The sequence below is a fragment of the Micromonospora sp. IBHARD003 genome (assembly GCF_056106285.1).
In genome coordinates this window covers 8,054,351-8,080,632 of record NZ_JBWBBX010000001.1, presented here as the reverse complement: position 1 = coordinate 8,080,632, position 26,282 = coordinate 8,054,351, and the positions used below count along the sequence as shown (strand labels likewise).

The 26,282-nt window shown below is 71.6% G+C and carries 16 protein-coding genes and 2 pseudogenes; 9 read left to right on the top strand and 9 right to left on the bottom strand.

Features of this window, described 5'->3' with window-relative positions:
- Nucleotides 1-471, bottom strand: coding sequence for a cation:proton antiporter regulatory subunit (locus ACTWOL_RS35090; RefSeq protein WP_474300941.1), 471 nt, complete (start codon nt 469-471; stop codon nt 1-3).
- Nucleotides 472-746: 275 nt separating this feature from the next.
- Here ACTWOL_RS35090 and ACTWOL_RS35085 point away from each other — a divergent pair, with 275 nt between their 5' ends.
- A complete protein-coding gene (locus ACTWOL_RS35085; protein ID WP_474300940.1) occupies nt 747-1,709 on the top strand; it encodes a sensor histidine kinase in 963 nt (320 codons plus the stop codon).
- The gene (locus ACTWOL_RS35080) at nt 1,706-2,374 is read left to right on the top strand and encodes a response regulator (RefSeq protein ID WP_474300939.1); all 669 of its coding nucleotides are present in this window, start codon (nt 1,706-1,708) and stop codon (nt 2,372-2,374) included. Before ACTWOL_RS35085 ends, ACTWOL_RS35080 begins: the two co-directional genes overlap by 4 nt.
- Nucleotides 2,375-2,620: 246 nt before the next feature.
- Here ACTWOL_RS35080 and ACTWOL_RS35075 read toward each other — a convergent pair.
- Together ACTWOL_RS35075 and ACTWOL_RS35070 are read right to left on the bottom strand one after the other, a co-directional pair.
- Nucleotides 2,621-2,750 (bottom strand): annotated as a pseudogene (locus ACTWOL_RS35075) (MerR family DNA-binding transcriptional regulator); the annotation flags it as partial.
- A gap of 180 nt (nt 2,751-2,930) precedes the next feature.
- Nucleotides 2,931-3,542, bottom strand: a complete 612-nt coding sequence (locus ACTWOL_RS35070) for a TetR/AcrR family transcriptional regulator (protein ID WP_474300938.1) — start codon at nt 3,540-3,542, stop codon at nt 2,931-2,933.
- Between the two features lie 140 nt (nt 3,543-3,682).
- On the opposite strand from ACTWOL_RS35070, the gene ACTWOL_RS35065 reads away from it, so the two are divergent.
- The 4 genes and pseudogenes from ACTWOL_RS35065 to ACTWOL_RS35050 all read left to right on the top strand — a co-directional run bounded on the left by ACTWOL_RS35065 (nt 3,683) and on the right by ACTWOL_RS35050 (nt 6,140).
- Nucleotides 3,683-4,792 (top strand): FAD-dependent oxidoreductase, encoded by a 1,110-nt coding sequence (locus ACTWOL_RS35065; protein WP_474300937.1) that lies wholly within the window; start codon nt 3,683-3,685, stop codon nt 4,790-4,792.
- Between the two features lie 85 nt (nt 4,793-4,877).
- Nucleotides 4,878-4,988: pseudogene (locus ACTWOL_RS35060) on the top strand (IS5-like element IS4811 family transposase); the annotation flags it as partial.
- Nucleotides 4,989-5,115: 127 nt separating this feature from the next.
- Nucleotides 5,116-5,610 (top strand): hypothetical protein, encoded by a 495-nt coding sequence (locus ACTWOL_RS35055; protein WP_474300936.1) that lies wholly within the window; start codon nt 5,116-5,118, stop codon nt 5,608-5,610.
- A 158-nt stretch (nt 5,611-5,768) separates the two neighbouring features.
- Entirely contained in the window at nt 5,769-6,140 is a 372-nt protein-coding gene (locus tag ACTWOL_RS35050) for a VOC family protein (protein ID WP_474300935.1), read from the top strand.
- 476 nt (nt 6,141-6,616) lie between these two features.
- On the opposite strand, the gene ACTWOL_RS35045 is transcribed toward ACTWOL_RS35050, so the two are convergent.
- The 3 genes from ACTWOL_RS35045 to ACTWOL_RS35035 form a co-directional block, all read right to left on the bottom strand.
- A complete protein-coding gene (locus ACTWOL_RS35045) occupies nt 6,617-7,261 on the bottom strand; it encodes a hypothetical protein (RefSeq protein ID WP_474300933.1) in 645 nt (214 codons plus the stop codon).
- Between the two features lie 339 nt (nt 7,262-7,600).
- The gene (locus tag ACTWOL_RS35040) at nt 7,601-8,314 is read right to left on the bottom strand and encodes a restriction endonuclease (protein WP_474300932.1); all 714 of its coding nucleotides are present in this window, start codon (nt 8,312-8,314) and stop codon (nt 7,601-7,603) included.
- A complete protein-coding gene (locus tag ACTWOL_RS35035; RefSeq protein WP_474300931.1) occupies nt 8,311-8,520 on the bottom strand; it encodes a hypothetical protein in 210 nt (69 codons plus the stop codon). Before ACTWOL_RS35035 ends, ACTWOL_RS35040 begins: the two co-directional genes overlap by 4 nt.
- A 404-nt stretch (nt 8,521-8,924) precedes the next feature.
- Between ACTWOL_RS35035 and ACTWOL_RS35030 the strand changes: the two genes are divergently transcribed.
- A complete protein-coding gene (locus ACTWOL_RS35030; protein WP_474300930.1) occupies nt 8,925-9,452 on the top strand; it encodes an SMI1/KNR4 family protein in 528 nt (175 codons plus the stop codon).
- A gap of 26 nt (nt 9,453-9,478) precedes the next feature.
- Here ACTWOL_RS35030 and ACTWOL_RS35025 read toward each other — a convergent pair whose 3' ends face one another.
- Nucleotides 9,479-9,769 carry a hypothetical protein gene (locus tag ACTWOL_RS35025; RefSeq protein WP_474300929.1) on the bottom strand — a complete coding sequence of 97 codons (291 nt, stop codon included), beginning with the start codon at nt 9,767-9,769 and terminating at the stop codon, nt 9,479-9,481.
- Nucleotides 9,770-10,843: 1,074 nt separating this feature from the next.
- Here ACTWOL_RS35025 and ACTWOL_RS35020 point away from each other — a divergent pair.
- Nucleotides 10,844-11,074 (top strand): NlpC/P60 family protein, encoded by a 231-nt coding sequence (locus ACTWOL_RS35020; RefSeq protein ID WP_474300928.1) that lies wholly within the window; start codon nt 10,844-10,846, stop codon nt 11,072-11,074.
- A 278-nt stretch (nt 11,075-11,352) separates the two neighbouring features.
- The gene (locus ACTWOL_RS35015) at nt 11,353-23,868 is read left to right on the top strand and encodes an amino acid adenylation domain-containing protein (RefSeq protein WP_474300927.1); all 12,516 of its coding nucleotides are present in this window, start codon (nt 11,353-11,355) and stop codon (nt 23,866-23,868) included.
- A gap of 243 nt (nt 23,869-24,111) precedes the next feature.
- Here the strand turns inward: ACTWOL_RS35015 and ACTWOL_RS35010 are convergent, their stop codons facing one another.
- Nucleotides 24,112-25,173: a hypothetical protein gene (locus ACTWOL_RS35010; RefSeq protein ID WP_474300926.1), complete on the bottom strand. Its 1,062-nt coding sequence runs from the start codon at nt 25,171-25,173 to the stop codon at nt 24,112-24,114.
- 395 nt (nt 25,174-25,568) lie between these two features.
- Nucleotides 25,569-26,198: a class I SAM-dependent methyltransferase gene (locus ACTWOL_RS35005; protein WP_474300925.1), complete on the bottom strand. Its 630-nt coding sequence runs from the start codon at nt 26,196-26,198 to the stop codon at nt 25,569-25,571.
- Nucleotides 26,199-26,282: the final 84 nt, after the last annotated feature.

Below are 26,282 nucleotides of genomic sequence, written 5' to 3'. Positions count from 1 at the left end.
TCACTCCTGCCCGAGTATCGCGGCGGCAGCGTCGACGCCCTCACGGGTACCGATGACGATGAGGGTGTCCCCGCCGGCGAGACGGAAGTCCGGCGCCGGCGAAGGGCATGCCTCCGCGCGGCGCAGCACGGCGACGATCGAAACTCCTGTTTCGGTCCGCATCCGCGTCTCACCCAGCAGCCGGCCGTTCCAGTAGGAGTGCGCAGAAAGTTCGATGCGCTCGGCCACCAGCCCCAGATCGGTGGTGTGGAGCAGGCTGTGGCTGTGGTGGGCGGGCATCAGTGCGTCGATCAGCGAGGCGGTCTCCCCGGCCGTCAGATGCAGGGACTGGGCGCAGGCGTCGGGATCGTCGGCCCGATAGACGTTGAGGGTGCGGGTGCCGTCCCGTTGAGCGATCACGGACAGGTGGCGGTGTTCGCGGGTGACGAGGTCGTACTGGACCCCGATACCGGGCAGTGGCGTTGTGCGCATCCGTGGAGCAGGCACAGCCCATCCCTCCTCATGTTCGTGGATGTGGTGGTGCCGACGCGCGGCGGATGCGGGCAGGCAAGACCGGCGCGGCGAGGGCACATATTGCCACCTTCCCGATGGCCCGCAATATGGGTGTTGCCACGGATGGACAAGGCCACCGCAGCCGGTGAGGATGTGGCGGGGCGGTAGGTGTTGTCCCAGGTCAGACGGTCGCACGGTCGATCCGCCAAGTGACGGAGGGGCATGATGGGGGACACGTGGAAAGGCTTGGGGTCATGTCGTTGTACTGGCGGATCTTCCTGCTGAACGCCGCCGTTCTCGTCTTGGCAGTCCTCCTGCTGCTCGGCCCTGTCACCGTTTCCACCCCCGTCCTCCTCGGTGAGGCAATCGTCGTCGTCGGGGGCCTGTGCGCGATGCTCCTCGCCAACGCCGTGCTTCTGCGGATCGGGCTTGCCCCGCTTGGACGTCTCAACCGGGCCATGGCCACCGCCGACTTGCTCAAGCCAGGTGGCCGCCCACACGTGACCGGCCACGGAGAGGTCGCCGATCTCACCCGCACGTTCAACGCCATGCTCGACCGTCTCGAAGCCGAGCGGGCCACAAGCAGCGGCCGCGTCCTGACCGCCCTGGAAGCCGAACGCCACCGCATCGCCCAAGAGCTCCACGACGAAATCGGCCAGACCCTCACCGCCGTGCTCCTCCAGATCAAGCATGCTGCCGACCGGGCACCCGAACCTGCCCGCGGCGATCTGCACCAGGCCCAGGAGAGCACCCGGGCCAGCCTGGAGGAGATCCGCCGCATCGCCCGCCGCCTGCGCCCCGGCGTGCTGGAAGAGCTCGGCCTGCACAGCGCGCTGCGTTCCCTGGCTGCCGAGTTCACCACCCCACAACTGAGTGTGACCGCCCACATGACCCCGGGTCTGCCGCAACTCGACCCTGCCACCGAGCTCGTCCTCTACCGCGTCGCCCAGGAGGGTTTGACCAACGCCGCCCGCCACTCAGCTGCCGCCCATGTCGAGATCCATCTGAGGCCGCTGACGAACGGAGTGGGTCTGATCGTGCGCGACAACGGCCGAGGGCCCGGAACCGCACCCGAAGGCGCAGGCATCCGCGGTATTCGCGAACGCGCACTACTCATCGGCGCTGACCTCACCATCGGCCCGGGCCCTCACGGCGGCACCGAAGTCCGGCTCGACACCAACCTCAATGCGCCCAAGCCCGGGGGGAACGTGCGATGACCGCACCCACCCCGCCGCCCGCCCGCATCCTGCTCGCCGACGACCACATCCTCGTACGCAACGGCGTCCGCCTCATCCTCGACGCCGAACCCGACCTGGAGGTCGCCGCCGAAGCCGGCAACGGCGCCGAAGCCGTCATCCGGGCACGCCAGGACCCCACCATCGACCTGGCAATCCTCGACATCGCCATGCCCCGCCAGACCGGCCTCCAAGCCGCACGCGAACTCACCCGTCTCCGCCCTGGACTGCGGATCCTGATGCTCACCATGTACGACAACGAGCAGTACTTCTTCGAAGCCCTCCGCGCAGGCGCCTGCGGATACGTCCCCAAGTCCGTCGCCGACCGCGACCTGGTCGAAGCCTGCCGCGCCGCCCTGCGCGACGAACCCTTCATCTACCCCGGAGCCGAAACCACCCTCGCGCGCACCTACCTCGACCACGCCCGCTCCGGCCGGTCCCTTCCCGTACGGCCGATCACCGAACGCGAAGAAGAGATCCTCAAACTCGTCGCCGAGGGCCACACCTCCAAAGAGATCGGCGACATGCTCGTCATCAGCACCAAGACCGTCGAACGCCACCGCGCCAACCTGCTTCAGAAGCTCAGCATGCGCGACAGGCTCGAGCTGACCCGCTACGCCATTCGCGTCGGCCTCATCGAACCCTGACCCCACAGCTTCCCTACCCGCCCCGGCTCAATGAGCGCTATCAACTGGACGGCGAACGGGCGATGCCGCTGTTGCCCCGACTGCGGCGGCGCTGGAGCCGGAGGCGGAACCCGCGTCGCTGCTCGCGCTGCGGGCGGCGGGCGGCGGGCGGCGGGCGGCGGGCGGCGGGCGGCAATGAACGCGATGCTGCCCAGGGTGGACCTGCCAGAGGTACAGCGTCACCGTGTCGGTAGTTGACAACGGCCAGCGCATTCGTTGTGGGTGGTGTGCCGAGACGGCGCGATGATCACGCTCCGGTCCGCGCCGAAGGACGCACGAGCCCGATCTCGTCAGAGTGATGCAGCGTGCGGACGCTCACGCGGACCAACTCGGCCACGCATCACACGGTCCAGTGATCCTCCACGGCACCGACTATGCAGCCGGACGTCACGTGAGGGTCAAGAGCCGCTCACGGCAACAGCAAGAGCCGAACGCGAAGCAGCGGTCCGAGGCGACTCCTGCAAGCCAAAGCGATGGTCTGGTTCTGGGTGGTACCGGGTCGCCCTTCGACCGCGCGTCACCCGGAGATGCGGGCGTCAATGCCGTCGAGCAGGAAGTCGAGGCCGATCCGAAAGGTGTGGTCCGCGTCCAGGTGGGCGGCATCGCGCACCACCGTGGCCAGCGCGGGGAACCGGCCGGTGGCGAAGGTCCGCTCCAGATAGGGCCCAAGTGAGGCCTGCCAACGCTTCTCGTCCATCCCGGTGGTCCGCTCGGCACGCCGCTCGGCGACCTCCCGGCGCACTGCGCCGATCACGTACGCGTTGACCGCGGCGACCATCGGCATGATGGCGTCCACGTCGACTTCACCCAGTGCGGCCACCACGGTTTCCCCACTGGCCAGCGCGTGCGGCCCGAGCTGGGGTCGGCCACCCAGTAGATCGGCGAGCCATTCGTGCTCGTGAGCGGCGTGCCGCGTGGCTTCGGCAAGAGACCGGAGCACCTCCCGCCAGCCGTTTCCGACCGGCCGGATCTCGGTATGGACGGCGTCGACCATCAGGTCGAGCAACTCCTCCTTGCTGGCGATGTACCCGTACAGCCGCATCGGACGGACGTCCAGCGCGGTGGCGACCTTGCGCAGCGACACCGCGTCCAGCCCGTCCGCGTCCGCCAGCTGGATCGCCGCTCGCACGATCCGTTCCCGGCTCAACGGGGCCGGGACGGGTCGATTCGGTGGCTCCGGCCTCTCCCACACCAACATGCCACTAACAGTACATCGCATCGAACGATACAGTGTATCTGATAGTACGGCGTATCGAAGGGGAGGCAGTCATGACCATTGCCATCGTCGGAGCCGGCCTCGGCGGCCTGGCTCTCGCCCGGGTGCTGCACGTGAACGACATAGATTCCGTCGTGTATGAACGTGAATCGTCACGCGGTGCGCGCGGTCAGGGCGGCATGCTTGACATCCACTCCGGTCAACGGGCGCTACGCGAGGCCGGTCTGATCGACCAGTTCCATGCGATCGCCCGCAGCGAAGGCCAGGACATGCGTCTCCTCGAGCCGGATGGCACCCTGCTACTCCAGGAGGACACGCCCGACGACGCCCCGCTCGAGCGACCCGAGGTCGACCGCGCCGATCTGCGCAACCTGCTGCTGGATTCCCTCCCCGAAGACGTGGTGCGCTGGGGGCACGCGTTCAAATCTGCCGACAACGACGTCCTGCACTTCACCGACGGCCGCAGTGCGACGTGTGACCTGCTGGTCGGCGCGGACGGCGCGAACTCCCGGGTCCGCGCGCTGCTCACCGACGCCTGCCCGGCGCATATCGGCCAGAACATCGTCGAGATCGGCATTCCCGACATCGACCGCACGCACCCCGACCTCGCGGCGATGGTCGGGCGCGGCAACTACTGGGTGCTCGGCAACGGAATATCCCTGGCGGCGCAGCGCAACGGCGACGGCCGCGTTCGCATCGGCCTCAGCTTCTACAACACCGACGAGGGCTGGTTCGCTACCAGCGGGATCCCGTTCGACGACCCGGCCGCCGCGCGGGCGCGGCTGATCGACCTGCTCCCCGGCTGGGACTCACGGTTCACCGCGCTGATCGCGGCCTGCGACGACACGGTCGTGCCGCGGTCGATCACCACTCTCCCGGTCGGCCTGACCTGGCCGTCGACGCTAGGCGTCACGCTGCTCGGCGATGCCGCGCACCTGATGCCGCCGGTGGGAGAGGGCGCCAACATGGCGCTGCTCGACGGGGCCCTGCTCGGTCTCGCGCTGGCCGCGCACCCGGACGATTTTCCCGCCGCCGTCAAAGAATACGAACGCGAGATGTTCGAACGCACCAGCGCTGCCGCCCGGATGTCCGCGGACATGCAGGAACTGCTGACGTCGCCGGACGCCGCACAGAAAATGCTCGCATTCTTCCAACCTGGCTGAAGGTAACCAAATCCGACCGAGAAACAGGGCATCCGGCCAGCGCGATCACGACCTCCAGCGCGGTCGCCACCCGTCGGTCATCGGCCTCGTCGACACCCGCGGTCTTCCCCTGCTCGTCATGGCCACCTTTACAGACCCCCACAACAGCCAGGCGGCCAAGGAAGTCCTCTTCCGCCTCCCCCTCATGCACCCCCAGACACCAAATGACCAGCTCGGTGAGTGTTTCTGAACCTTGTGTCGGCGCACAACCTCGGCTCCCAGTTGCGTACGGATGAACGTCCCCGTCTACGTTTCAAGGGGTAGCAGAGCGATGGGGGATTGTGTTGGACCTGTGGGACCAGAACGTCGCGCCGTACGAAGGGGAGCTCGAGGCGTTGGACAGCAGCACGCGGGCCGACCTCGTTTTGGACGTGGTGGCATCGACGATTCCCCTCTTCGAGCCGCCGTTTGACAACTTCTTTCCGGTACCGCACCGCGAGCTGGTCAAGTCCGCACTGACCCTGCGCGCACAAGCTCCAGCGACCTGGCGGGAGGACGAGGCCTTCGCGCGAGACTTCCTGACTCATTACGACCTTCTGCCGAATGTCCCCACCAGGCCAGCGGTCGGTCCCTTCCTGGTTGTCCTGGTTCGACTCTTCGAAGCACCCGGCGGCTTCCTGTCGGCCGACGAAGCACTGGAGTGCCTGTCCAGCTGCTACGAGGCAATCCTGGTATCCCAGTTGACCGGGCGAGTCACAGTCGAGGACGAGAGGCAAAACCCAAAGTGCCAGCAGGCCGTTGCGCGGCAGACAGACCTGCTCCTGCGAGCGCTCGGATGAGGCCGTCCTGTCCCAGGTAACTGTGGGCGGGGTCAAGGCTGTGACCAGCGGTGCTTACGGTTGAGTGGGACAGGTTGGCGGTCGGTTTCCCGCTGACCCGTAGGTAGCTGTCCCTAGGGTGTTCGTGGCGGAAGTCCACTGGTCGACCCGGAGGTGCTATGTCCCTGCAGATGAAGCTGGTTGCGATAACGCTCGACTGCCCTGATCCGCTGGCTTTGGCGGCGTTCTATCAGCAGGCCACCGGCTTCGAACCTCATCCCAAGTCGGACGCGGACTTCGCGGGTCTCAACCGTGGGGACGGACTCTTCATCGGATTTCAGCGGGTCGACGACTACCGAGCCCCGCGCTGGCCTGGGCAGACGGTTCCTCAGCAGTTGCACCTCTGCTTCGATGTCGTGGATCTGGACGAGGCCGAGGCACGGCTACTGGAGCTGGGTGCGGGCAAGCCTGGTCACCAGCCTCATGATGCTGCCAGAGCGCGGATTCTCACGGACCCGGCCGGTCATCCTTTCTGTATCTGTCAAGGCTGACGGGCGGGTTCAGGAGGTCTTCGGCCTGATCGCTGTGGCCGTGATGGTGGTGCTGAGCCATGTGCGGCCGGTGCCTCGCAGAGGCGTCCGCAATGGGAAGCGGCGGTGGAATTCGGCGAGGGCCTGGGGGCAGCGAGGAGATCGTCGCCGAGGATGGACCGCCTCCAGTGGCTGACTCGGGGGTTCGGGTCAGGTCGAGCTGCGGCTCGGGGGCGAGGACGTTCTTGCCGATCCAGAGGTTGTGGCGAGGACAGACATCATCGGTGAGTGGGAGCCCAGACCTGGGCGGGGAGGTTCCAGCCAATGCGTGCGACGATGCAGCGGCGGCAGTCCCAGCGAAGAACGTAATCGTCCGGAATGGCCGGCGGGGCTGGGGGGTGGCCTTCTGTGTGGAGGTCGGAGATTGTGTGGGCCAGGTGCTGTCGGCTCTGGCCGCCGAGCGGGTCCAACGACCGTGCCGGTGCCTGCTTCTCGCCCTATCTCGGCATTCGGAAGTAGTGCTCTGAGGGCAGAGTCAGTGCGAACACAGTGCCGTGCTGTTGACGGATCTCTTCGAGGGTCGATGATGAGGGTTCGCGCGTGTAGCGGTATGGGACCAGTGGGCGTTCCGGTTCGTTGACGGGATGGTCGGCTTGACCCCAGGTGAGGGTGTGTCCGGCGTGAGTAATCGCGGTGGCCGTCGGCAGGGGGGCATGGGTATGTGTGAAGGGGGTAGGAGCCAGGGGCCGTTCACCTGCGGTGAGGATGCTGTCGATGGTCTCGGCCACGGCGGTGCCGGAGCTGTAGTACGCGGTCAGGCGCATCCAGCAGGACACTGTGAACGCCGGCTTCGATGGAGCGAGCCATTCCCAGGTGGGGGTTCCTGGGACGTAGTGGTCTTCGATGACCACGAGGCGCAGGGCGAGCGCGGTCGTCTCGTCGTACGCGGTCGCCATCGCGCGCAGGCGGGTCTCGGCGGGGTGGCGGGCCTGTTCGGCTTCTGGGCTTCCGGCGAGTCGTCGTGCCTTCTTTCGCCTGGTCGACACCCACGCGGACCAAATGCCGGCGGCTGCCACGGCTGCGATGCGAAGCGGTTCGGTGAGAGCACGGTGCAGGTGACGGGTCACAGCGCTGGAGTTCATTGACGCCTGCTTTCGGCAGCAGCAACTACTTGCACAACGGACGCGGTCGGCGTGGCAATCGCCTGGACCGTGACCCATAACGCGGCCTCCCAAGCAGCAGGGTGGCGGTCGACCAAGTGGGGGGCTTCCAGCGGCGGCACGAGGGGCTCCTGGAACTCCACCGACCCGAGTACCGCCGTCTGGTTCTGCCGCGGATCCACGCCTGACAGCCCGCCACTGCCCATCGCTGCACCCTCGCCTTCTTCGGCTCATCTCATCGTGCCACCAGCACCGTTCGCCCTCCAGACCACCGGCGAGCATGGCGCTCGGCAACGTCGGTGGGGTAGCCCGGCTGAAGGCTCAGGAGAGGGCGGTTGGTCTGCGAGGCGGCGGAACACCTCGGAGCAGCTCCCACAGGGGGCACGAACCGGACGCCCACACGCCGAGGGTGTGGCGGTCGACCACATGGAGGCGCTGCTGCTTGGCAAAAGCCACAGCCGGGGCGGTGACCCGGCCGTTCGTCACGATCACCGCGACGTCGGCGCCGTGGACCTGGCGGGCGGTGCCGTTGAGGACCTGGAGGTCCGGAGTGCCCACGGCCGAGCCGGCCAGACCATTGCGTCTGTGTTTGCACTGGATCACCCAGCGCCGCCCGTAGGGGTCCGTCGCCTTCACGTCGGCGCCCAGGTCCCCGCCGCCTCCGACGCGGACCGCGTCCTGGCAGCCGTCACGGCGCATCAGGTCCCGCACCGCGTCCTCGAACCGGGCATGGTGCAGGCCATCCAGCTGCGACAGCCCGTAGCGCAGGCCCTGCATGCGGACCGCTTCCCACCGCGCCTGTTGCCGCTTCTGATGAAGCCAGCCGCCGCCGGCCAGTGCCGCGATGGCGCCGACGGCGACCAGGACCCACCAGTGGGCCACCAGCCAGTTGACGACAGCCACCACCAGGACGACAGCCGCGAGGAGCCCGATCAGCTTCTCGTCCGCGCGCTGGCCCCGCCTGCCAGGTCTGCGGGTGCGCCGCCGCGCCGAGGGGCGCCTGGTCGACGCCGCCCGGCGCCTGCGGGGGCTCATCGGCCGGCCTGCGTAACGCCGCTCACGGCCTGGCCCAAGACGTTCGCAATGCCCTCCCCTACCGGGGTGGGAGCCAGCAAGACCCCAAGGGCCAGGACGATGACGACGGTCAGCTTCTCGTCGAAGCGACTTCGGGCCTCCGTACGCCGCCGCAGCCGCACCACGACGATGACGGCGAGCAGCAGCGCCACATTGATGGTCAGCAAGCGTCCAGACCTCCCCCAACGACCGGCCATCACCGCGCAGGGCAGGCAGCGCACCGCCCCAGCCTTCTTGTGTAGCGGCGTCTCAGTGATGTTGGAGGCGGGTTGCCTACGAATGGCACAAAGCCATCGGACCTGGCCGAATACCGCGCGGCAGGCCTACAAGTCGACGATGTGTGCACGGTGGCGTTCAAGTTTCCAGGCGCACCACCATGGTTCCCGGGGCGGCCGAGGTCGCGGATCCGAACCTCGTGCCCGTCCCTGATGCCCCGGGATGCGTAGGGGTGCGGGCTGTTCGTTGAGGTACTGGTCGACCAGGGGCCAGGAGGTGCCAGTGAAGGGCTGGCTCCGAACCGCGAACTCTGGCCCGTGGGCGAGGCCGGTTGCCGTGTCGCTAGCCTGTGTGAGTGACGCCTACCGATGATCGACAGTTCCCCGCCGCGCTCGCCGCTGCGCTGACCGTACCGTTTGACTACGCGGGCGGTGACGGGGTCGACTTCGAGCCTTTCGAGGCATTCCTGTCCGCTGAGGAGACCACCGACTGGTTCCGGGCATGGACCGGAAACAGCGAACTGGACGGCGCCGGCTTCCGCGTCTTCGGCCAGGATGGCTCGGGCGGGTATGCGGCGTTCTGGCTGATCCGCCCGAGCCAGCCACTGGCCGATCAACCCGTTGTTTTCCTCGGGTCCGAGGGAGAGACGGGTGTTGTGGCGCGCGATCTGGGCGACTTTCTGTGGCTGCTGGCCGGCGGCTACGGCCCCTGGGAGGCAACCACCTCCTACGAGCCTGACTGGATCCCGCGCCCCAACCGCGAGCTGACGGCCATCGCTGAACGGTTCGCACCGGGCCAGCATCGGTCTGCCGCTACAGTGATCGAGCTGGCCACTCAGGAGTTCCCCGATTTCGACGACACCATCATGGAACTCTGCCGCTGATTCTGCGCCGGAAGCCTCCCCGGCGCTCAGCCAGCACCGTTGGCGAGGGCCTCTTCGGGGATGCGGTCCTGCCTCAGCTGATCGACGCCCACGGGCAATTCCTTGAGCAGTCCGTCCATCCAGAATGTGCCCACGGCTGTTGTCGTGGTGGCGGTATTGCTGGTGATCAGCAGATGTGGGTTGGTGCTGTTCGGCCATCGGCGGTGGCGGTAGGCGAGGTACTCGCCAATCGCCTCGGCTGTGTAGTCGTCCAAGGGACGGTTCAAGCCCTTGGGATCGAGTCGCCGTCCCGACAGGTCCACGTGTTCGACCAGCATCGAGCGGGTTGGCGAAGATCAGCCACTTGGCCTTGAGCGTGCTGAACAGCGAACGCAGGGCACTGGCGTCGTATGCGCGAAAGGGCCGGTCGGCTAAGGGCTGTCGTCGGGGGTAGCCTGCCGCAGGGTTGTGTACTTTCCGGCGTACTCGGTCAGGAACGGCAGGATGCTCCTCAGGTTCGTGATGACCGTTGCTCGGCACGGGGCCTGCGGCGCGGGGTCCCGTGTCTCAGGATTCTGATGGGTCCCTCGTTCCCAATCACACAGACCGTCGCCGTGCAGACGCTGGTTGGCCTGCAACGACAGCTTGTTCTCCTGAGCGGTCCGCACTTCCGCGTCGGCGATCCCGCGCTTGACCGGCTTCGGGATCGCCCGGCCATAGCGGGATGTCCAGTAGCCGAGGAGCTCGCGAGCGCATCCGCGCGATGCAGCACGGAGGCGATGACCGCACGGTTGGTCGTGGCCGGGCGAGCCGTGCCGGTGTTGAAGCGTGCCGTGAAGAAGCCCCTCGCCGTGGAGGGGAGGCTCAGCAGGTGGGCGCCCGAGATCAAGGTCGGCGACGGAGACATAGATGCTAGGCCGCTGCACCACAACCCGGTCGGAACCGGGCCGCCGGGATTCGAACCCGGGTCCTCTTTTTTGGAGAAAGAAGTATCCGTTGCCTGCGCACCGGGCGCCCCGGTGCTTGTGCCTCCCGAGTTCCAGAGAGGCCGTGCGACACAGTTTCACCAGAACAAGTAGCCGCGGGCCTGCACACCGAGAGGTGCAATGCATGTGAAGTTGTGGGCCCAGAGGTCAAGTTCGGTGCAGGTGACAAGGTGCTCTGCCGATTGAGCTACGGCAACCTTTCGGCGCCGGTGGGACTCGAACCCACAACACCCCATTTACAGTGGAAGTAACCCGCTCCTTCGCACCTGGGCCGAGCACCACTGTAGTCGTGATCCCTCTTGCGGTCGCGGGATTTTGTGGGTGGTGGCCCGCCCGAGGCCGGCGACACCCTGCGCGTACCGTCCACGCCTGGCCCCACCGGCCACGAGCCGAGGGCGATTCACAACACCTGCGACAGAAGGCCGGGTGCACCTGCCGTGCGCCACCTGGGGCCAGATCGAGGCAGGCAAGGCCGCCGCCACCCGCGCCGAGCTCGTCCCCGGCGACCTGGTCATCACGCGCAGCGGAGCACACGCCCGGCTCTACATCGGCGACGGCACAGTCATCCACCCACGCCCCCGCCCCGGCCGTACCGTCACCGTCGTACCGCTGACGGATCCCTCCGACGTGGTCAGCCACCGCCGCATCATCCGGTAACCACGGCATGGCACCGATGAAGATCCCTGACATCCGGCACCCATCGGCCCGGGCCGGCTCACCTGCGCACTACCCTCCTCAGCAGACGTGAACGAGGAGGGGACATGGGGGCAACAGGGCCGGAACCTATGGCCGCCCGTACACGGCGGATTTCGTGGGGCCGGTGGTGGCCGGGGCCCTGTGATCGTCCGGGACACGCCCACGCCGCCCCCTTCCCTCACACACGGGGCGGATCCCACCGCGTGACGTGGGCTTCTTCGACGCGCTGAGAACGGACAATGAGCGACAACACTCTGTGGAACGTCCTGCTGGATGCGGCCGATCAGGCTCCCGGGCAGGTGACCGTGCACGTGCGCGGCGACGGCGGCGAGCATGCGGTGACCCACCGTCAGCTGCTGGCGGGCGCCCGTCGGGTGGCCGGAGGCCTGCGGGCGGCCGGGGTGGTGCCCGGGACGTGCGTTCCGCTGGTCGCGGAGCACAGCGAGGACTTCCAGGAGATGTTCTGGGGGCTGATCGGGGCCGGTCTGGTGCCGGTGCCGCTCGCAGCCGACGCCCGGCGGGTGCTGCCTGTGTGGGAGCACCTGGGCCGGCCGCCGGTGTTTGCCGACCCGGCCGGGGAGAAGGCGTTGCCCGCGGAGGCGGTCGTCCTGCGTCCGGGAGAGCTGGGCGAGGGGGCAGGGCCGGCGGAGCCTCCTGCGTGCGCGCCCGGTGATCTGGCTTTCGTGCAGTTCTCCTCGGGCAGCACCGGCGCGCCCAAGGGGGTGGAGCTCACCCATGCCGCAGTGCTGGCCAATCTGCGGCAGATCGTGGCCGTGTCCGGTCTGACGGAGACGGACGTGGTGGTGAGCTGGATGCCGTACTTCCACGACATGGGGCTGATCGGCACGCATCTCGCGCCACTCGCCGCCCGCGCCCGGCAGGTCAAGATCGGGCCGATGGCCTTCGCGCGGCGGCCCGCGATCTGGTTCGAGACGGCCACCGCGCACCGCGCCACCCATCTCTCGGCCGCCAATTTCGCCCTCGCGCTGGCCGTGCGGCGCGTCCCCGAGGCGGACATGGCTCGCTTCGACCTCGGCAGCGTGCGGCGGGTCGTGGTCGGTGCCGAACCGATCGCCGCGTCCGTCTGGCGCGACTTCAGCCGCCATACGCGGGCCGCGGGCCTGGCGCCGCACGCGCTCCAGCCGGTGTACGGCCTGGCGGAGGCCACCCTCGCGGTGACGTTCCCGCCGCCGGGTGAGGTCGCCGTGCCGGTGGCGGTGGACCGGGCGGCGCTGAGCCGCGGCCGGGTCATCGACGCCTCCGAGGGCGCTCGGGGCGTGGTGGAGCTCATGGACGTGGGGCAACCCGTGCCCGGCTGCCAGGTGCGTGTCGTCGACGATGCCGGGCGGGATCTCGGTGAGCGGCGGGCCGGGCACATCGAGGTGCGTGGTCCGCAGCTCGCGCGCGGATACCGCGGACTGCCCGAGGCCACCGCCGCCGCCTTTACCGCCGACGGCTGGCTGCGCACCGGCGACCTGGGCTTCGTCCGGGAGGGCAGGCTGTGTGTCAGCGGCCGCCACAAGGACGTGCTGTTTCTGAACGGACTCAAGCACCACGCCCCCGATCTGGAGACCGTCGCCGCCGCCACGCCCGGACTGCCACCGGGCACGGCCGCGGTGGTGGGGTCCACCGACACGGGCACGGGCGCGGAGCGGGTGGTGGTGTTCGTCTCCTGGGCCCGGCCGCCGCGCTCGGCCGACGAGGTACTGCGGCAGGTCGCGGACCGGGTGGGCGAGGCGCTCTTCCACGACGACGTACGGGTCGTTCCCCTGCCGCCGGGCCAGATCCCCCGCACCACCAGCGGCAAGGTGCGCCGCCATGTGCTGCGGGAACGGTTCGAGGCCGGCCGGTACGCCCGCGTCGTCGTACGCGGTCGCGGGGACGCGGCGAACCGGCACGAGGACGCGGCAACGGCTCATGACGAGCGGCGGACGGACCGCGACGGCGACGGCCGCGGCGGCTCCGTGCCGCAGTCGCGGACCGCGGTCGAGGGGGCGGTGCGGGAGGTGTGGGCCCGGGTACTGGGGACGTCCGGCGAGCGGATCGGGGTCCATACGTCGTTCCGGGCGCTGGGCGGCACCTCGCTGAAGGCGATGGAGGTGCTGGCCGCGCTGGAGGACGGCTTCGGGGTGCAGTTGGAGCCGGCGGCGCTGCGCGCCGGGGCGGACACCGTGGCCGGGGTCGTCGACCTCCTGCTGGCGGAGGCGAGCGGCGGCGGATCGGAGGGTGCACGCGGCAGGGCGGTCGACGGGGCGGGCGCTGCGCGGGAGCGAGCGGCCGGCTGTGCGGGCAGCTCGGGCGGCGGGCTGCCCGCGGGCGCGTGCGTCGGTGGCGGTGGCGGTGGCGGTGGGGGGACGGAAAGCGCGTCCTGCGCGGACCGGCGGGACGGCGACGACGTCCTCGCCGTCGTCGGTCTCGCCTGTCGTTTCCCCGGGGCCGACTCGCCGGAGGCGTACTGGCGGCTGCTCACCGAGGGGCGGGACGCCGTCACCCCGGTGCCGCCGCACCGCTGGGACGGCGAGGAGCTGCCCGAGGCCCGGTGGGGTGCGTTCCTGAAGGATCCGGCGGGCTTCGACGCAGCTCGTTTCGGGATCTCCGACGAGGAGACCCGCACCCTGGACCCGCAGGCCCGGCTGCTGCTGGAACTGGCGCACGAGGGCCTCGAGCGGGCCGGGTACGCCGGTCCGCGGCGTCGCGCCCACCGTGTCGGCGTGTTCACCACGGCCGGGGACAGCGGCTACCGGGAGCTGCTGGAGCGGGCCGCCCGTGCCGAGGGTGCCGGGCTGCCGGCCTCGGCGCTGACCGGGAACCTGCCCAATCTCCTCGCCGCGCGCCTCGCGCAGACCTTCGACCTGGACGGTCCGGCGCTGGCCGTGGACACCGCCTGTTCCTCCGCGCTGGTCGCCCTGCACCTGGCCCGGCGCAGTCTCGCGGACGGCGAGTGCGACATCGCTCTGGTCGGCGGCGTCAATCTGCACCTGACGCCGGCCGCGCACCGCCTGCTGCACGCCGCGCAAGCCCTGTCCCCGACCGGGCGCAGCCGGGCGTTCGGTGCCGGCGCGGACGGCTTCGTGCCCGGCGAGGGCGGTGCTGTGCTGGTGCTCCGGCGGGCGGCGGACGCCCGGCGGGACGGCGACGACGTCCTCGCCGTGGTCCGCTCCACCGCCGTCAACAACGACGGCACCTCGCTGAGCCTGATGGCGCCCAACCCCGCCCGCCAGCGCGAGGTCATCACGGCCGCCCACGCCGCCGCGGGCGTCGACCCGGCCGATGTGACGTACGTCGAGGCGCACGGCACCGGCACCGCCCTGGGCGATCCGGTCGAACTGGCCTCGCTCGTCCACGCCTTCCCGCCGCTGCCGGACGGGCGTCCACGGCTGCTGGGCTCGGCGAAGACCAACGTCGGGCACCTGTTGAACGCCGCCGCGCTGCCCGGCCTGGTCAAGGTGGTGCTGGCGCTGCGTCACGGGCAGGTGCCGCCGTCGCTGCACGCCGACCCGCCGGCCGCGGCAGTCGCCCGGTCCGGGTTCCGGGTGCCGGGCCGGCTCGTCGGCTGGCCCGCGCCGCCCTCGGGGGGGCCGCTCGTCGCGGGCGTCAATGCCTTCGGTTTCGGCGGCACCAACGCGCACGCCGTTCTGGAGCAGGCCCCGGCCCCGGTCACGCAGCCGTCCCGGCCGGACGAGGACGCCGACGGCGTCCATCTGCTCGCGCTGTCCGCGACCACCCGGCCCGCGCTGCACGCCTTGGTCCGCGACCTGTCGGCCCACCTGGACACGCACCCCGGCATCCCCGCGGCCGACGTGTGCCTGACCGCGGCGACGGCCCGCGACGACGCCCCGCACCGCCTCGCCCTCCTCTGCGGCCCTCACGGAAACGGCGGTGGCGGAGACGTCGGTGACGGTGACAGTGGTGGCGGCGGTAGCGGCGGCACGTTGCGGGCGCGACTGGCCGGCCTCGCCGCCCGCCTTGCCCCCAGCCAGGCAGGCGCGACGGCGGACGAACCGCTCCGACACACGGGCGTGTTCACGGCCACCGTCCGCCGGCGCCCCCGCCTCGTCTTCCTCTTCCCCGGGCAGGGCAGCCAGCGTCCGGGCATGGCCGCGGGACTCTACGCGGCCGCGCCTGTCTTCCGCACCACTCTCGACGAGGCGTCCGCGCTCCTCGGCCCGCTGCACGGCCGTACCCTGACCGGCTGGTGCACCGATCCCGGCGTGGCGGCGGCCGAACTGGCCCGCACCGAGATCACCCAGCCCGTCCTGGTGGCCTTCGGCGTGGCACTGGCCCGCCAGTTGGAGGCCTGGGGCGTCGTGCCGGACGCGGTCACCGGGCACAGCGTCGGGGAGCTGGCCGCCGCCTGCGCCGCGGGCCTGCTGTCGCCGGCGGACGCGGTCCGCTTCGCCGCCGAACGCGGCCGTGTGCTGGCCGAGTTGACCCCGCCGGGCGCGATGGCCGCCGTGCGCGGCGCGGACGACGCCGTGGACGCGCTGGTCGCCGCGTCGGGCGCGGCGCTCGCCGTCGCGGCCCGTGACGCGCCCGGCCGTACGGTGCTGTCCGGCACGGTGGACGCGGTGCGGGACGCCGTCGCCGAACTGGCCGCGCGGGGCGTCGCCGTGCGGGAGCTGCCGGTGACTCGCGCCTTCCACTCACCGCTGATGGAACCGGCCGCGCCGGCTCTGTACGACGCTGCCTGTGCCCTCGCGCCCCAGGCCGGCCGCGTCCCACTGCTGAGCACCCTGACGGCCGGCTGGGAGGACCGCCCCGACGCCGCTCACTGGCGTGAACACGCCCTGCGGCCCGTACGGTTCGGAGCCGCGGCGCGGAGGCTGGCCGAGGAGGGGTACGACACGTTCGTCGAACTCGGGCCCGGCAGCGGTCTGCCGGGCGCCGTGCGCGGGGCCGCCGCCGGCCTGTCCGGCGTGCCCGTGACCACCTTCTCCGCGCTGCCGCCCACGCGCGAGGGCGTGGGCGCGGACCGGGGCGCGCTGCTGCGCACCGTCGCCCGGCTGTGGACCGGCGGTGTCGGCCTCGACCACGCCGCGCTGGCGCCCGCGGCACGTCGGGTTCCGCTGCCGACGTACCCCTTCCAGCGGCGGCCCCACTGGCCCGGGCCCGACGCCGCCCGGCTGCTGCACCAGATCACCTGGACACCGGCTCCCCTGGCCCGACCCGAGCGCCCCGTTCCGGTCGCGCTCGTCACCGGGCCCGACGCCGAGGCGGTGCGGGAGCTGTCCGGCCGGCTCGCCGAACGCGGGGTGCCGGTGGGGCGGGCGGGCACGGACCCGGCCCACACCGTGGTTCATCTCGCGGGCCGGGAGGACGGCTCCGCCGAAGCGGCGGGCGCCTTCCGCGACACACTGCGGGAGTTCGACCGGGCGGGCGCGCGGCGTCTGCTGCTGCTCACCGAGGACGCCCACCGCACCGGCGCCGACGGCGAGCCGGCGCCGCGTCCCGGAGAGGCCCTGCTGACCGGTCTGGCGCTCGCGTTCCCGGAGGAGAGCAAGGGCGCCGCCCTGGTCTGCGCCGACCTGTCCTCCCGGGACACGCCGCAGGAGCACATCACCGCCGTGGCCGCCGAACTGGCCGCTGACGGCAGCGGCAGCGGCGTTGGCCCCGCTGCGGTCGTGGCCGCCTGGCGCGGCGGTGTCCGACTGCTGCGAGAGGTGGAGCCCCTGCCGGCAGCCGCGGTGGACCGGGCGGACGTGCTGCCCGCGGACGGCGTCTATCTGATCACCGGCGGGGCGGGCGGCCTCGGCGCCGCGCTCGCCCGGGACCTCGCGGGGCGCGGCCGGCCGACCCTCGTCCTCTCCGGGCGTTCCGCGCAGCCGCCTGCCGCGCTCCTCGCCGAGCTGGGCGAATTCGGCACCGACGTACGCTACCGGCAGGCCGACGTCACCGACGAGCGGCAGCTCGACGCGCTCCTCGCCGCGACGCCGGCGCTCGACGTCGTCTTCCACCTGGCCGGGGTGGCCGTCGCGGGCTCATTGCGCGGCACGGGCCGGGAGGACACCGGCGGGGCGCTGGCCGCGAAGACCCGCGGCACCCGACTGCTGGCCCGCGCCCTGCGCCGCCACGGACACCGCCCGGACCTGTGCGTGGCGTTCTCCTCGGTGGCCTCCGTGCTGCCGGGCGCCGCGGGCGCGCTCGGCGACTACGCGGCCGCCAACGCCTACCTCGACGCCTTCGCGGCGGCCGAGCGTGCCGCCGGCCGCCGCTGGCTGGCGGTGAACCTCGGTGCCGTCGCCGGGACCGGGCTGACCGCGCGGGCCGGTGACCGGACGCTGCGGGCCGGCGGCACACCGCTGGCTCCGGGCGAGGCGCTGCGCGCCGTGCGCACGGCCTGCGCCGTCGACGCCGCGCAGGTGGTCGTGGCCGACCTGGGCAGTCCCGGCGACTCCGGGGGCGAAGACCTGCCGACGGCGTCACGCCTGCCGGGGCAACGGATCCCCGCGGTGGGGGCGACCGGCGGTGCGGCCGGGGCCGGCGGGACTCCCGGATCCGGCAGCGCATCCGAACCCGACGCCACGACCGGATCCGGAGGGACGTCCGGCACCCGTGCCGTCGTGCGGGCGCTCCTCGCCGAAGCGCTGCACCTGCCCGGGGAAGCCGTCGACGAGGACCAGGCCTTCCTCTCACTCGGCCTGGACTCGCTCGCCGCGGTCGACCTGGTGCGGAGGCTGGAGCGCGCACTGGGCCGGGAACTGCCGGCCACGCTGTTCTTCGAGTACCGGACGGTGCGGGAACTCGCCGCCCACCTCGACAGCACACCCGCTGACGCCGCGGCCACCGGGCGGACGCCGGTCGCGGTGCCCGGTGTCACCGAGCCCCCCACAGGAGAACGCCCTGTCGCCGGGGCAGCCCTCGTGGAAGGCGGCGTCACGGAGGGTGTGCCGTTCCCCCTCACCCCCGTGCAACTCGCCCTGCACACCAGCAGCGTCCTGTACCCGGAGACGCCCGCCCGGGGCTGGGTGCGGCAGACCGTGCGCGGGCCGCTGGACGTCGGCCTGCTGCGCCGAGCGCTCGCCGTACTCGCCGAGCGGCACGGCATGCTGCGGATACGGATCGGACACGACGCGCGGCGGGTGCCGCACCAGACGGTGACGCCGAGCACGGATCCGGCCGTGTGGTTCGAGACGCGTCCGTGTCCCGGGGGCGGGGCGGCGCTGGAGGCACTGGAGACGGAGCTGGCCAACCGGCCTCTGGACCTCACCGCCGAACCCCCCCTGCGGGCGCTGCTGGTGACCGAACGGGAGGGGCTGGCCCACCTGGTTCTCGCCGTGCACCATGCCGCCGCCGACGGCTACAGCCTGAACGTCCTCGGCACGGAGCTGTGGACCCTCTACACCGGCCTCGCTCTCGGCCGCGGACCCGTCGTCCTGCCGCCCGCCGGGGACTTCGCCGCCCTCGCCTCCGGCGCGCGGCGGCCGGCCGTGAGCGCGGACGATGCCACGTACTGGACGGCCCGCCTGGCCGGCCGCGACCGGATGACGCTGCCCTACGACGGCAGCCCCGACGCCCACGCCGAGGAGCCCGGGGCGCTGATCGCCGTACAGCGCGTGCTGGACGAGGACCTCGTCGCCGCCTTGCGCGAGCGGGCCGCCCGCTGGAACGTCTCCCTCTTCCACCTCCTGCTCGCGGCCTACGTCCGCTGCCTGGCCCGGTGGACCGGGCACCGGGACCTCACGGTCAACGTGGCCCGCGCGGGCCGTGACAGCAGGCAACTGCCCGGGCTGGACCGGATGGTCGGCCCGCTGGCCGACACCCTGCCCCTGCTGCTGGAGGGCGGGCTCGACGAGCCGCTCCCCCGGCTCGCCGAACGCGTCCGCCGGGCCTGGCTGGAGAACGAGCGGCACGCCACGATGAGCAGTCTCGACCTCGCCCGCCTGCTGCCCGGCGACGACCACGGGCCGCGCACGGCGAGCCCCGCGAGCTTCAGCTTCGCCCGCTTCCCCGCGCCGCTGGAGGCACAGTGCCCGGTCGAGGTACGGCCGACCGCCGCGGGCACCGGTTCCGCCGCCACCCGGCTGAGCCTCCTGTGCTGGGAGGACGGCCCTCTGCTGCGGCTGTCCTGGAACGTCCCCGAGCACCTCTTCACCCCCGCTACCCACAACCGGCTCGCGGTCCGCTACGAGCGGGAACTGCGCGCCGCCATGGACGCACCCCGTCCCGGACACTCCCCCGGTCTCGCGGACGAACCCGACGCCGGGGAAAGGCCGGAGAACACCGCCGTCCTCCCGCCCGCCGCCGGGGGCCGGGCGAGCGTCGTCGGCCGTCTGCTGGAGCGGTTCCGCACCGATCCCGACACGGTCGCGGTGGACGACGGGCGAGTGGTCCTGACGTACCGGAACCTCGACGCGGCCACCCGTGCCCTCGCCGGCCGTCTGCGCGCACAGGGCGTGGGGCGGGGGGACCTGGTGGGGATGCTCGCCTCGCCGGGCCCCGGCACGGTGATCGCCGTCGTCGGCATCCTGCGGACGGGCGCCGGCTGGGTGCCGATGGACGCCGAGCACCCCGCGGCCCGGCTGGCGGAGCAGACCGCCCGGTGCGGGGTTCGCGTGGTCGTACACGACGAGCGCACCCGGCAGGCCCTGCGAGCGCTCCCCGACCTGACGGCCGTCCCCGTGACCGGTCCGTGCGAAGACCCGGACGTCGAAGACCCGGACCTCGAAGACCCGGACCTCGAAGACCCGGACGTCAGGGAGGAGGCGGCCGACGCCGACGCGACGGCGTACGTCATCTTCACCTCCGGCTCCACCGGCCGCCCCAAGGCCGTGCCCATCACCTTCCGCGCCATGGAGAACTACCTCGACTGGGCCGCGACCACCTTCGCCTACGGCCCCGGCGACCGCCTGGCGAACACCTCCTCGCCGTGCTTCGACGCCTCCGTACGGCAGTTGCTCGCCCCGCTGCTGACCGGCTCCACCGTGGTGAGTGCCGACCGTGACCTCGTGCGCGACCCGGAGCTGCTGCTGAAGCACATGGAGCACACGCGGATCACCGTGTGGAGTTCGGTGCCGTCGCTGTGGGAGCGGCTGCTGACCGTGGCGGAGGCCCGGGTCCGGCGCGGCGGGCCGGTGCCGGACCTGTCCGCGCTGCGCCTGGTCCACGTCGGCGGGGAGGTGCTGTGGGCGGATCAAGTGCGCCGCTGGTACGACCTGTTCGGCCCCGGGCACACGATCGTCAACCTCTACGGGCCGACCGAGACCACCATCAATGCCACCTACCACGTCGTCACCGAGCGTCCCGGCGCGGAGGTCGCGGCGCTGCCCGTCGGCCGTGCCGTCGCCGGCACCGAACTCCTCGTCGTCGGGGCCGACGGCGAGCCGGTCGGGTCCGGCGGCACCGGCGAGCTGCTGATCGGGGGCGTCGGGCTGTCCGCCGGGTACCTCGGCGAACCGGATCTGACACGGACCGCTTTCGTCCGGCGCGACGGGCGGCGCTGGTACCGCAGCGGCGACCGGGTGCGGGTGCTGGACGACGGCGTGCTGCACTTCGTCGGCCGGCTCGACGACCAGGTCAAGATCCGCGGTCACCGCGTGGAGCCGGGCGAGGTGGAGACGGTGCTGCGGGCCCGTCCGGACGTCGCGCAGGCGGCCGTACTCGCCGACGGGGGGCGGCTGTTCGCGTTCGTCGTGCTTTCGCCCACGGACGCGGAAACCGGCCGCGAGGTGGACACGCCGACGCTGCGGCGGTACCTGGCACGGACGCTGCCGCCGTACATGGTGCCGTCCCGCGTCACGCTCCTGGACTCGCTGCCGCTGACCAGCACCGGCAAGGTGGACCGGCGGGCGCTGCTGGGCCGGGCGCAGGCACCGTCAGCGGCCGTGCCTGCGGCGGCGAGCACCACGGAGGAACGGCTCGAACGCATCTGGTGCGAGGTGCTCGGTGTCGAACGCGTCGGGCGGCACGACGACTTCTTCGACCTGGGCGGCGACTCCCTGCTGGCCCTCCAGGTCTTCGACCGGCTCGCCCGGCACGACGGCCGTCCGCTCCCCCGGCCCACCGCCATCTACCGGCACCGCACCCTCGCCGCCCTGGCCGAGGCCGTCGACAAGGCGGCGGCCGGGGCGGGGGGCACGGGTGGCACCGAAGCCGGAAGCGGAGGCGGGACCCGAGCCGAGACGGGTGCCGAAGCCGGCGTGGGAATCGGGAGCGGCACCGCGGCAGCCATAGTGCTCTCCGGGCCCGAAGCGGCATCCCCCGACGCCGAACCCTTGTTCCCGTCAGCCTTCCCGGTCACCCCGAGCCAGCGCGGCTTCCTGCTCGCCGAGGCGCTCGCCCCCGGTGCCGGGGCGTCCTGGCTGGCCCGGCTGCGGCTGACCGGCCCACTGGACCGGGACCGTTTCCAGCGGGCCGTGGACGTACTGGTGGCCCGGCATCCGATGCTGCGGACGGTATTCCCCGCCGGGGCGCGGCCTCCGGTGCAGCAGGAACTGCCCGTGTCGCTGCGGCTGCCGGTGGCCTTCGAGAACGTCGCGGGGCCGCGGGAACTGGCGGAGCGGATCGAGGACGAGCGGCGCCGCCGCTTCGAGCCGTGGACCTGGCCGCTGCTGCGGCTGCGGGTGCTCACCCTGGCTCCGCACGAGCACGTGCTCGTCGCGCATGCCCACCATCTGATCGGCGACGGCTACAGCGCGGCCCTGCTCCTGACCGAACTGACTGCCGTTCACGACCGTCTGAGCCGGGGCGCCGAGCCCGAGCTGCCCGCGCTGCGAGGCACCTTCCGTGAGCACACGGAGCGTCTGGCGGGGCAGACCGCGTCCGCCGCCGAAGCCGAGGAGGACGGCGCGTGGCGGCACGAGGCGCTGTCCTCGCCTTACGCGCGGCCGGTCCTGGGGAACCTGCCCCGGGACGGGGAGGCGCGACCGGAGGGGTTCCGTTCCCGCGGCTTCGTGCTGGACGCCCCCGCCGTGGACGCGCTCCGCAGGCTTGCCGCCGGGGCGGGCGCCACGCTGTTCGCGCCGTTGCTGACCGCCTACCACCAGGCTCTGGCCACGCTCACCGGCCAGGAGGACCTGGTCATCGGCGTGGCCGTGTCCGGCCGTGACCATCCTCTGCCCGACATCCACCGCGTCTTCGGGCCGTTCGCCACCGCCATCGCCGTGCGTCCGTTCGGGCCCGGCGCCACGGACCCGTCCGGCGGCGGTTTCGCACGGCGGATGCGCCGGGTCGTGGAGGAGACGGTCACGGCCCGCATCCACGAGGACGTCGTCCCGCGCGACGCGGGCGGGCTACCGCTGACGTCGCAGTTCTTCTTCACCTTCCTCGACTTCGGCGCGCTGGGCCCGCAGGGCGGGGACGCCCTGGCCGTCCACTGGGACGAGGAGCAGGACAGCGACTTCACGCCGCCCGCGGCGCGGACGGACGTGTTCCTCGCGGTGCGGCCTGACGGAGACCGGCTGCGGATCACCGTGCGCGGCGCGGAAGCCGTCTTCGACGAGGCCGCGCTCGCCGCGTTCGCCGACGCTCTGCGCGACGTCCTCGGCCGTGCGGCGGCGGAGCAGGAACGGCTGCCCGTGACACCCCGGCAGACCGCGCGACCGCGGCGGACCGCGGGGCGGGAAGTTCCGTCCGGCAGGCGGGAGAAGAAACCCGGCACGCACCCGACCCAACCCGACCGGCGCCCGGACCTGGACGCAGCGCTCGTCGGCTATCTGCCGACGCCCGCCCACCTGGCCCGGCTCGCGGGTCTGCCCGACGCCCCCTCGGTGCGCGAGGACATCCGCCGTCTGCTGTTCCCGGGCGGCGAGCCCCGGCTGCTGGAGACGACCACGACACCGCTGGGCCGCTCCGGCTTCGTCGCGCTGCCGCTGTTCGCCGACGAACTCGCCGGGGACGCCGCCCTGGCCGAGCGCACTGCGCGTGCTGTGGAGCGGGCCGGGGCGCTCGGCGCCCGCTGCGTCTCCCTGGCAGGCATGATCCCCTCCCTGACCGGCTACGGCTTCGACGTGCTGCGCGCCGGCCGTGCCCCGACGGCGTCCGTCACAACCGGGCACGCGGCCACCGTCGTCTCGGTGGTGCGCACGGTGCACGCCGCCCTGGAGGCCACCGGTCGTGACCTGGCCGCGCTGGAAGTGGCCGTCGTGGGGCTCGGCTCCATCGGCGCCTCGTCGCTGGAACTGCTGCTCACCCTGGCCGAGGTGCCGCCCGCCCGGCTCGTGCTGTGCGACGTGCCCGGCAGCGGTCCGCGCCTGCGGGACCTGGCGCGCGGTCTCCGGGAGCGCGGCCTGGCCGGAGAGGTCGCCGTCCAGCTCTCACAACCGGACCTGCCCGAGGCGGTGTACGGGGCTGGGCTGGTGATCGCGGCGGTCAGCGGACACCGGGGCCTTATCGACGTCGGCCGGCTGCGGCCCGGCGCCGTCGTCGTGGACGACAGCTTCCCGCACTGCTTCGACACCGGGCGGGCGCTGGCCCGGATGCGCGAGCACGGGGACGTCCTCGTCGTCGGCGGGGGCCTGCTCACGGTCGGCTCCACACGGCACGCCCCAACGGACGGACTGCCCGTGGCAGCCGTCGAGGCGGCGGCACGGCACGGGATCGCCGGGACGCTGGCGTCCTGCCGGGCGGAGTCCCTGCTGCACGCCTCCGGCGCGGACGTCCCGCTGGTGCAAGGTCTGGTGGACGGTCCCACGGCGCTGGCCTACTGGCGAGCCGTGGAGAAGGCGGGAGTCACCGCCGGGCCACTGCACCTGCTCGGCCAGGTCCTCGACCCGCTGCCGGCCGGCGTGGGGCCCGCGGACGACAGGTGTACGGGATGATCCCCCGGTTCCGCCTTCGCAGGCCCGAAACGCGGGGTGCGCGGCTCACCCGGAAGTCCGGTTGCACCCGCCGGGTCACTTTTCCCACCGACAAGCCCCAGGGCGCCGGGGGTGCCGGCTGGGTGCCGATGGACGCCGAGCACCCTGCGGCCCGGCTGGCGGAGCACATGCGGGTGTTGCGGTGCCAGTGGCCGGTGAGTGCGGCGAGGAACGTGGTGGTGCTGAATCCCGTCGGAGTCGAGCTTAGGAGCGTGTGGCGACTCTGCACCCGTCACCCGCAGGTTGGCCTTGGTCGATCGGTGTGCTGCGGTCGTACGGGTCTACTTCAGTGCCGACTGCGCTGGTCGAATGTTCTGTCCCAAACGCCGGAGCGAAGTAGCCGGTGTGGGTGTCGCAGCCCCCATTGGTCATGTCGAGCTTGTACGACAAGACCGAGAACGTTCCCGGCTCTGTGACGACCTTGGCCGGATCGTCCCAGCCGATCACCAACTCCCGCCGCACAACGGTGCGCACGACTTCATGGCTGTCTGCCACCGCACGGGTAACCGGGTAGACGAAGGTAACGTCGGCGGTCACCTGAAGCGCGCCGCGCTCGCCTTCCCGATAGGTGATCCGGCCCCGAGTCTTGATCACATCTCCGATGAGGCGTGCTTGCGAGGGCTTGAAGCGGCTGAACAGCAAGAGCGGGTCGTTGTCTTCGCTGGGTGTACGAAACGCGGTCTTGAGGAAGGCCTGGATGTCCTCTTGATGCGGGTTGATCAGCTTGATCGCCTTCTCGGGGCGCTCCCCCCGCAGCACTCCGGAATCAAGGTTGGAGGCCACCAGGAAGGTACGGCTCTTCTCAAGAGCCTGCGCAACTTGGGCAGCACTCATCCACCCTGTCGCCTTGGCCTCAGGCACCGTGATTCCTGCAGATCCGCTTGCCCAGTGCACCGCCGGCGATCCCCTGAACGGTTCATCACGCGTAGGCGGCAGGGCCGACTCGGCCGGAGGCGCGTTTTGCGGGCGCCCGGTCTCGGCTGCGAGCGGCCGAGACGCCGCATTGTCGCCACTGAACAAATCGACTATCTGTGCCGGGGCGAGAGCCACGCCCAGCAACACCACCGCTGCGAGCAGCCCTGCCACGTACCAGATCTTCCGCCGCCTGGGTCGCGCGGGCGTATAGGTGCGCCAACCTGCTGGTGGGTCGGACTCCTCTCGCAGGATGTTCGCTACGTGACGTTCGCGGGCCGACGGTTCTTTGGGTGCATCGGCGACACCCATCACCGACTCGCGCAGGAACTGCTCCCACTCCTCATCGGACATGGACGCACCGTTTCGCTCCCCACCCGCACCCGCACCCACACCGAACTCCCTTGCCCTCGCAGCCTGCTGCAGCGTCTCCCCTGGGGCCGCGGCCGCATAATCCTACAAAGCCACCAGGTGCAGCGAGAGGCTGGCCCGGTGGCGCGCGAAGGGTGGACCGGGACTCGGGCAGCCCGCCGGCGCGGTCCTCCGCGTCGGCAGGCTCAGCGTCGACGGGCTCAGCGTCGACGGGCTCAGCGTCGACGGCACGAACTTGCCGTGCTCCTCGAAGTCGCCGGGTCAACGGCGACCCGATGTGGATGAGGAGGTTGGTCGTCGACAGGGGTGCGGTCGTCGACCCGAGTTCTCCGACCAGCAGTCCGCAGCTCAGGCAGGGTTCGGCCCGTCGCTCCCGTCTATTGGAGGCGCGCCAGCAAGTGGGCGTCGAGGAAACCCCGTTCGGAGGCCGGGTCGTGGAGCAGCCGAGCGACCGTGACGAGCCCGGCACCGGCCAGCAACTCGGCGAACCGGTCCACCGGCCAGCTATAGGCGGGCGTCACCTTGTGATCGAAGAGGACCGGCTCCGGACCCTCGGTCGCGAAGAACGAGACCAGGAGCAGGCCCCCTCGTACCATGACACGCACCTGCTCGGCGAGCAGCGCGGGCAATTCCGCAGGCGGGGTATGGATCATCGAGTAGTGGGCCAGCACTCCGCCGAGCGCGCGGTCCTCGACCGGCAGAGCCTCCATTCGCGCCTCGTCGAACCGCAGCGCCGGATAGGCCCGCCGGGCGTGGTCGACCATCGCCGGGGAGAGGTCGAGCCCGAAGGCGTCCAGCCCCAACTCGCGCAGCATGGCCGTCAGATGTCCGGGCCCGCACCCGACATCGGCTGCCCGCAGGTTCCCCGTCTCGCGCACCAGCTCGGTGAAAGCGCCGATCATAGCCCGCGCGAACGGCCGCGTCTCCAGCCGATCAGCGAACATCGACGCATAGAGCTCGACGACCCCGTCGTAGGCCGCCCTGGTCTTGTCCTGGTGTTCCACCACGGGAAGGAAGCTAACACCCGCGCCGTTCGCGGCCGTTCCTCGGCCCCCATACCGACCTTCGTCACCAACCCCGCGACCGAGCGA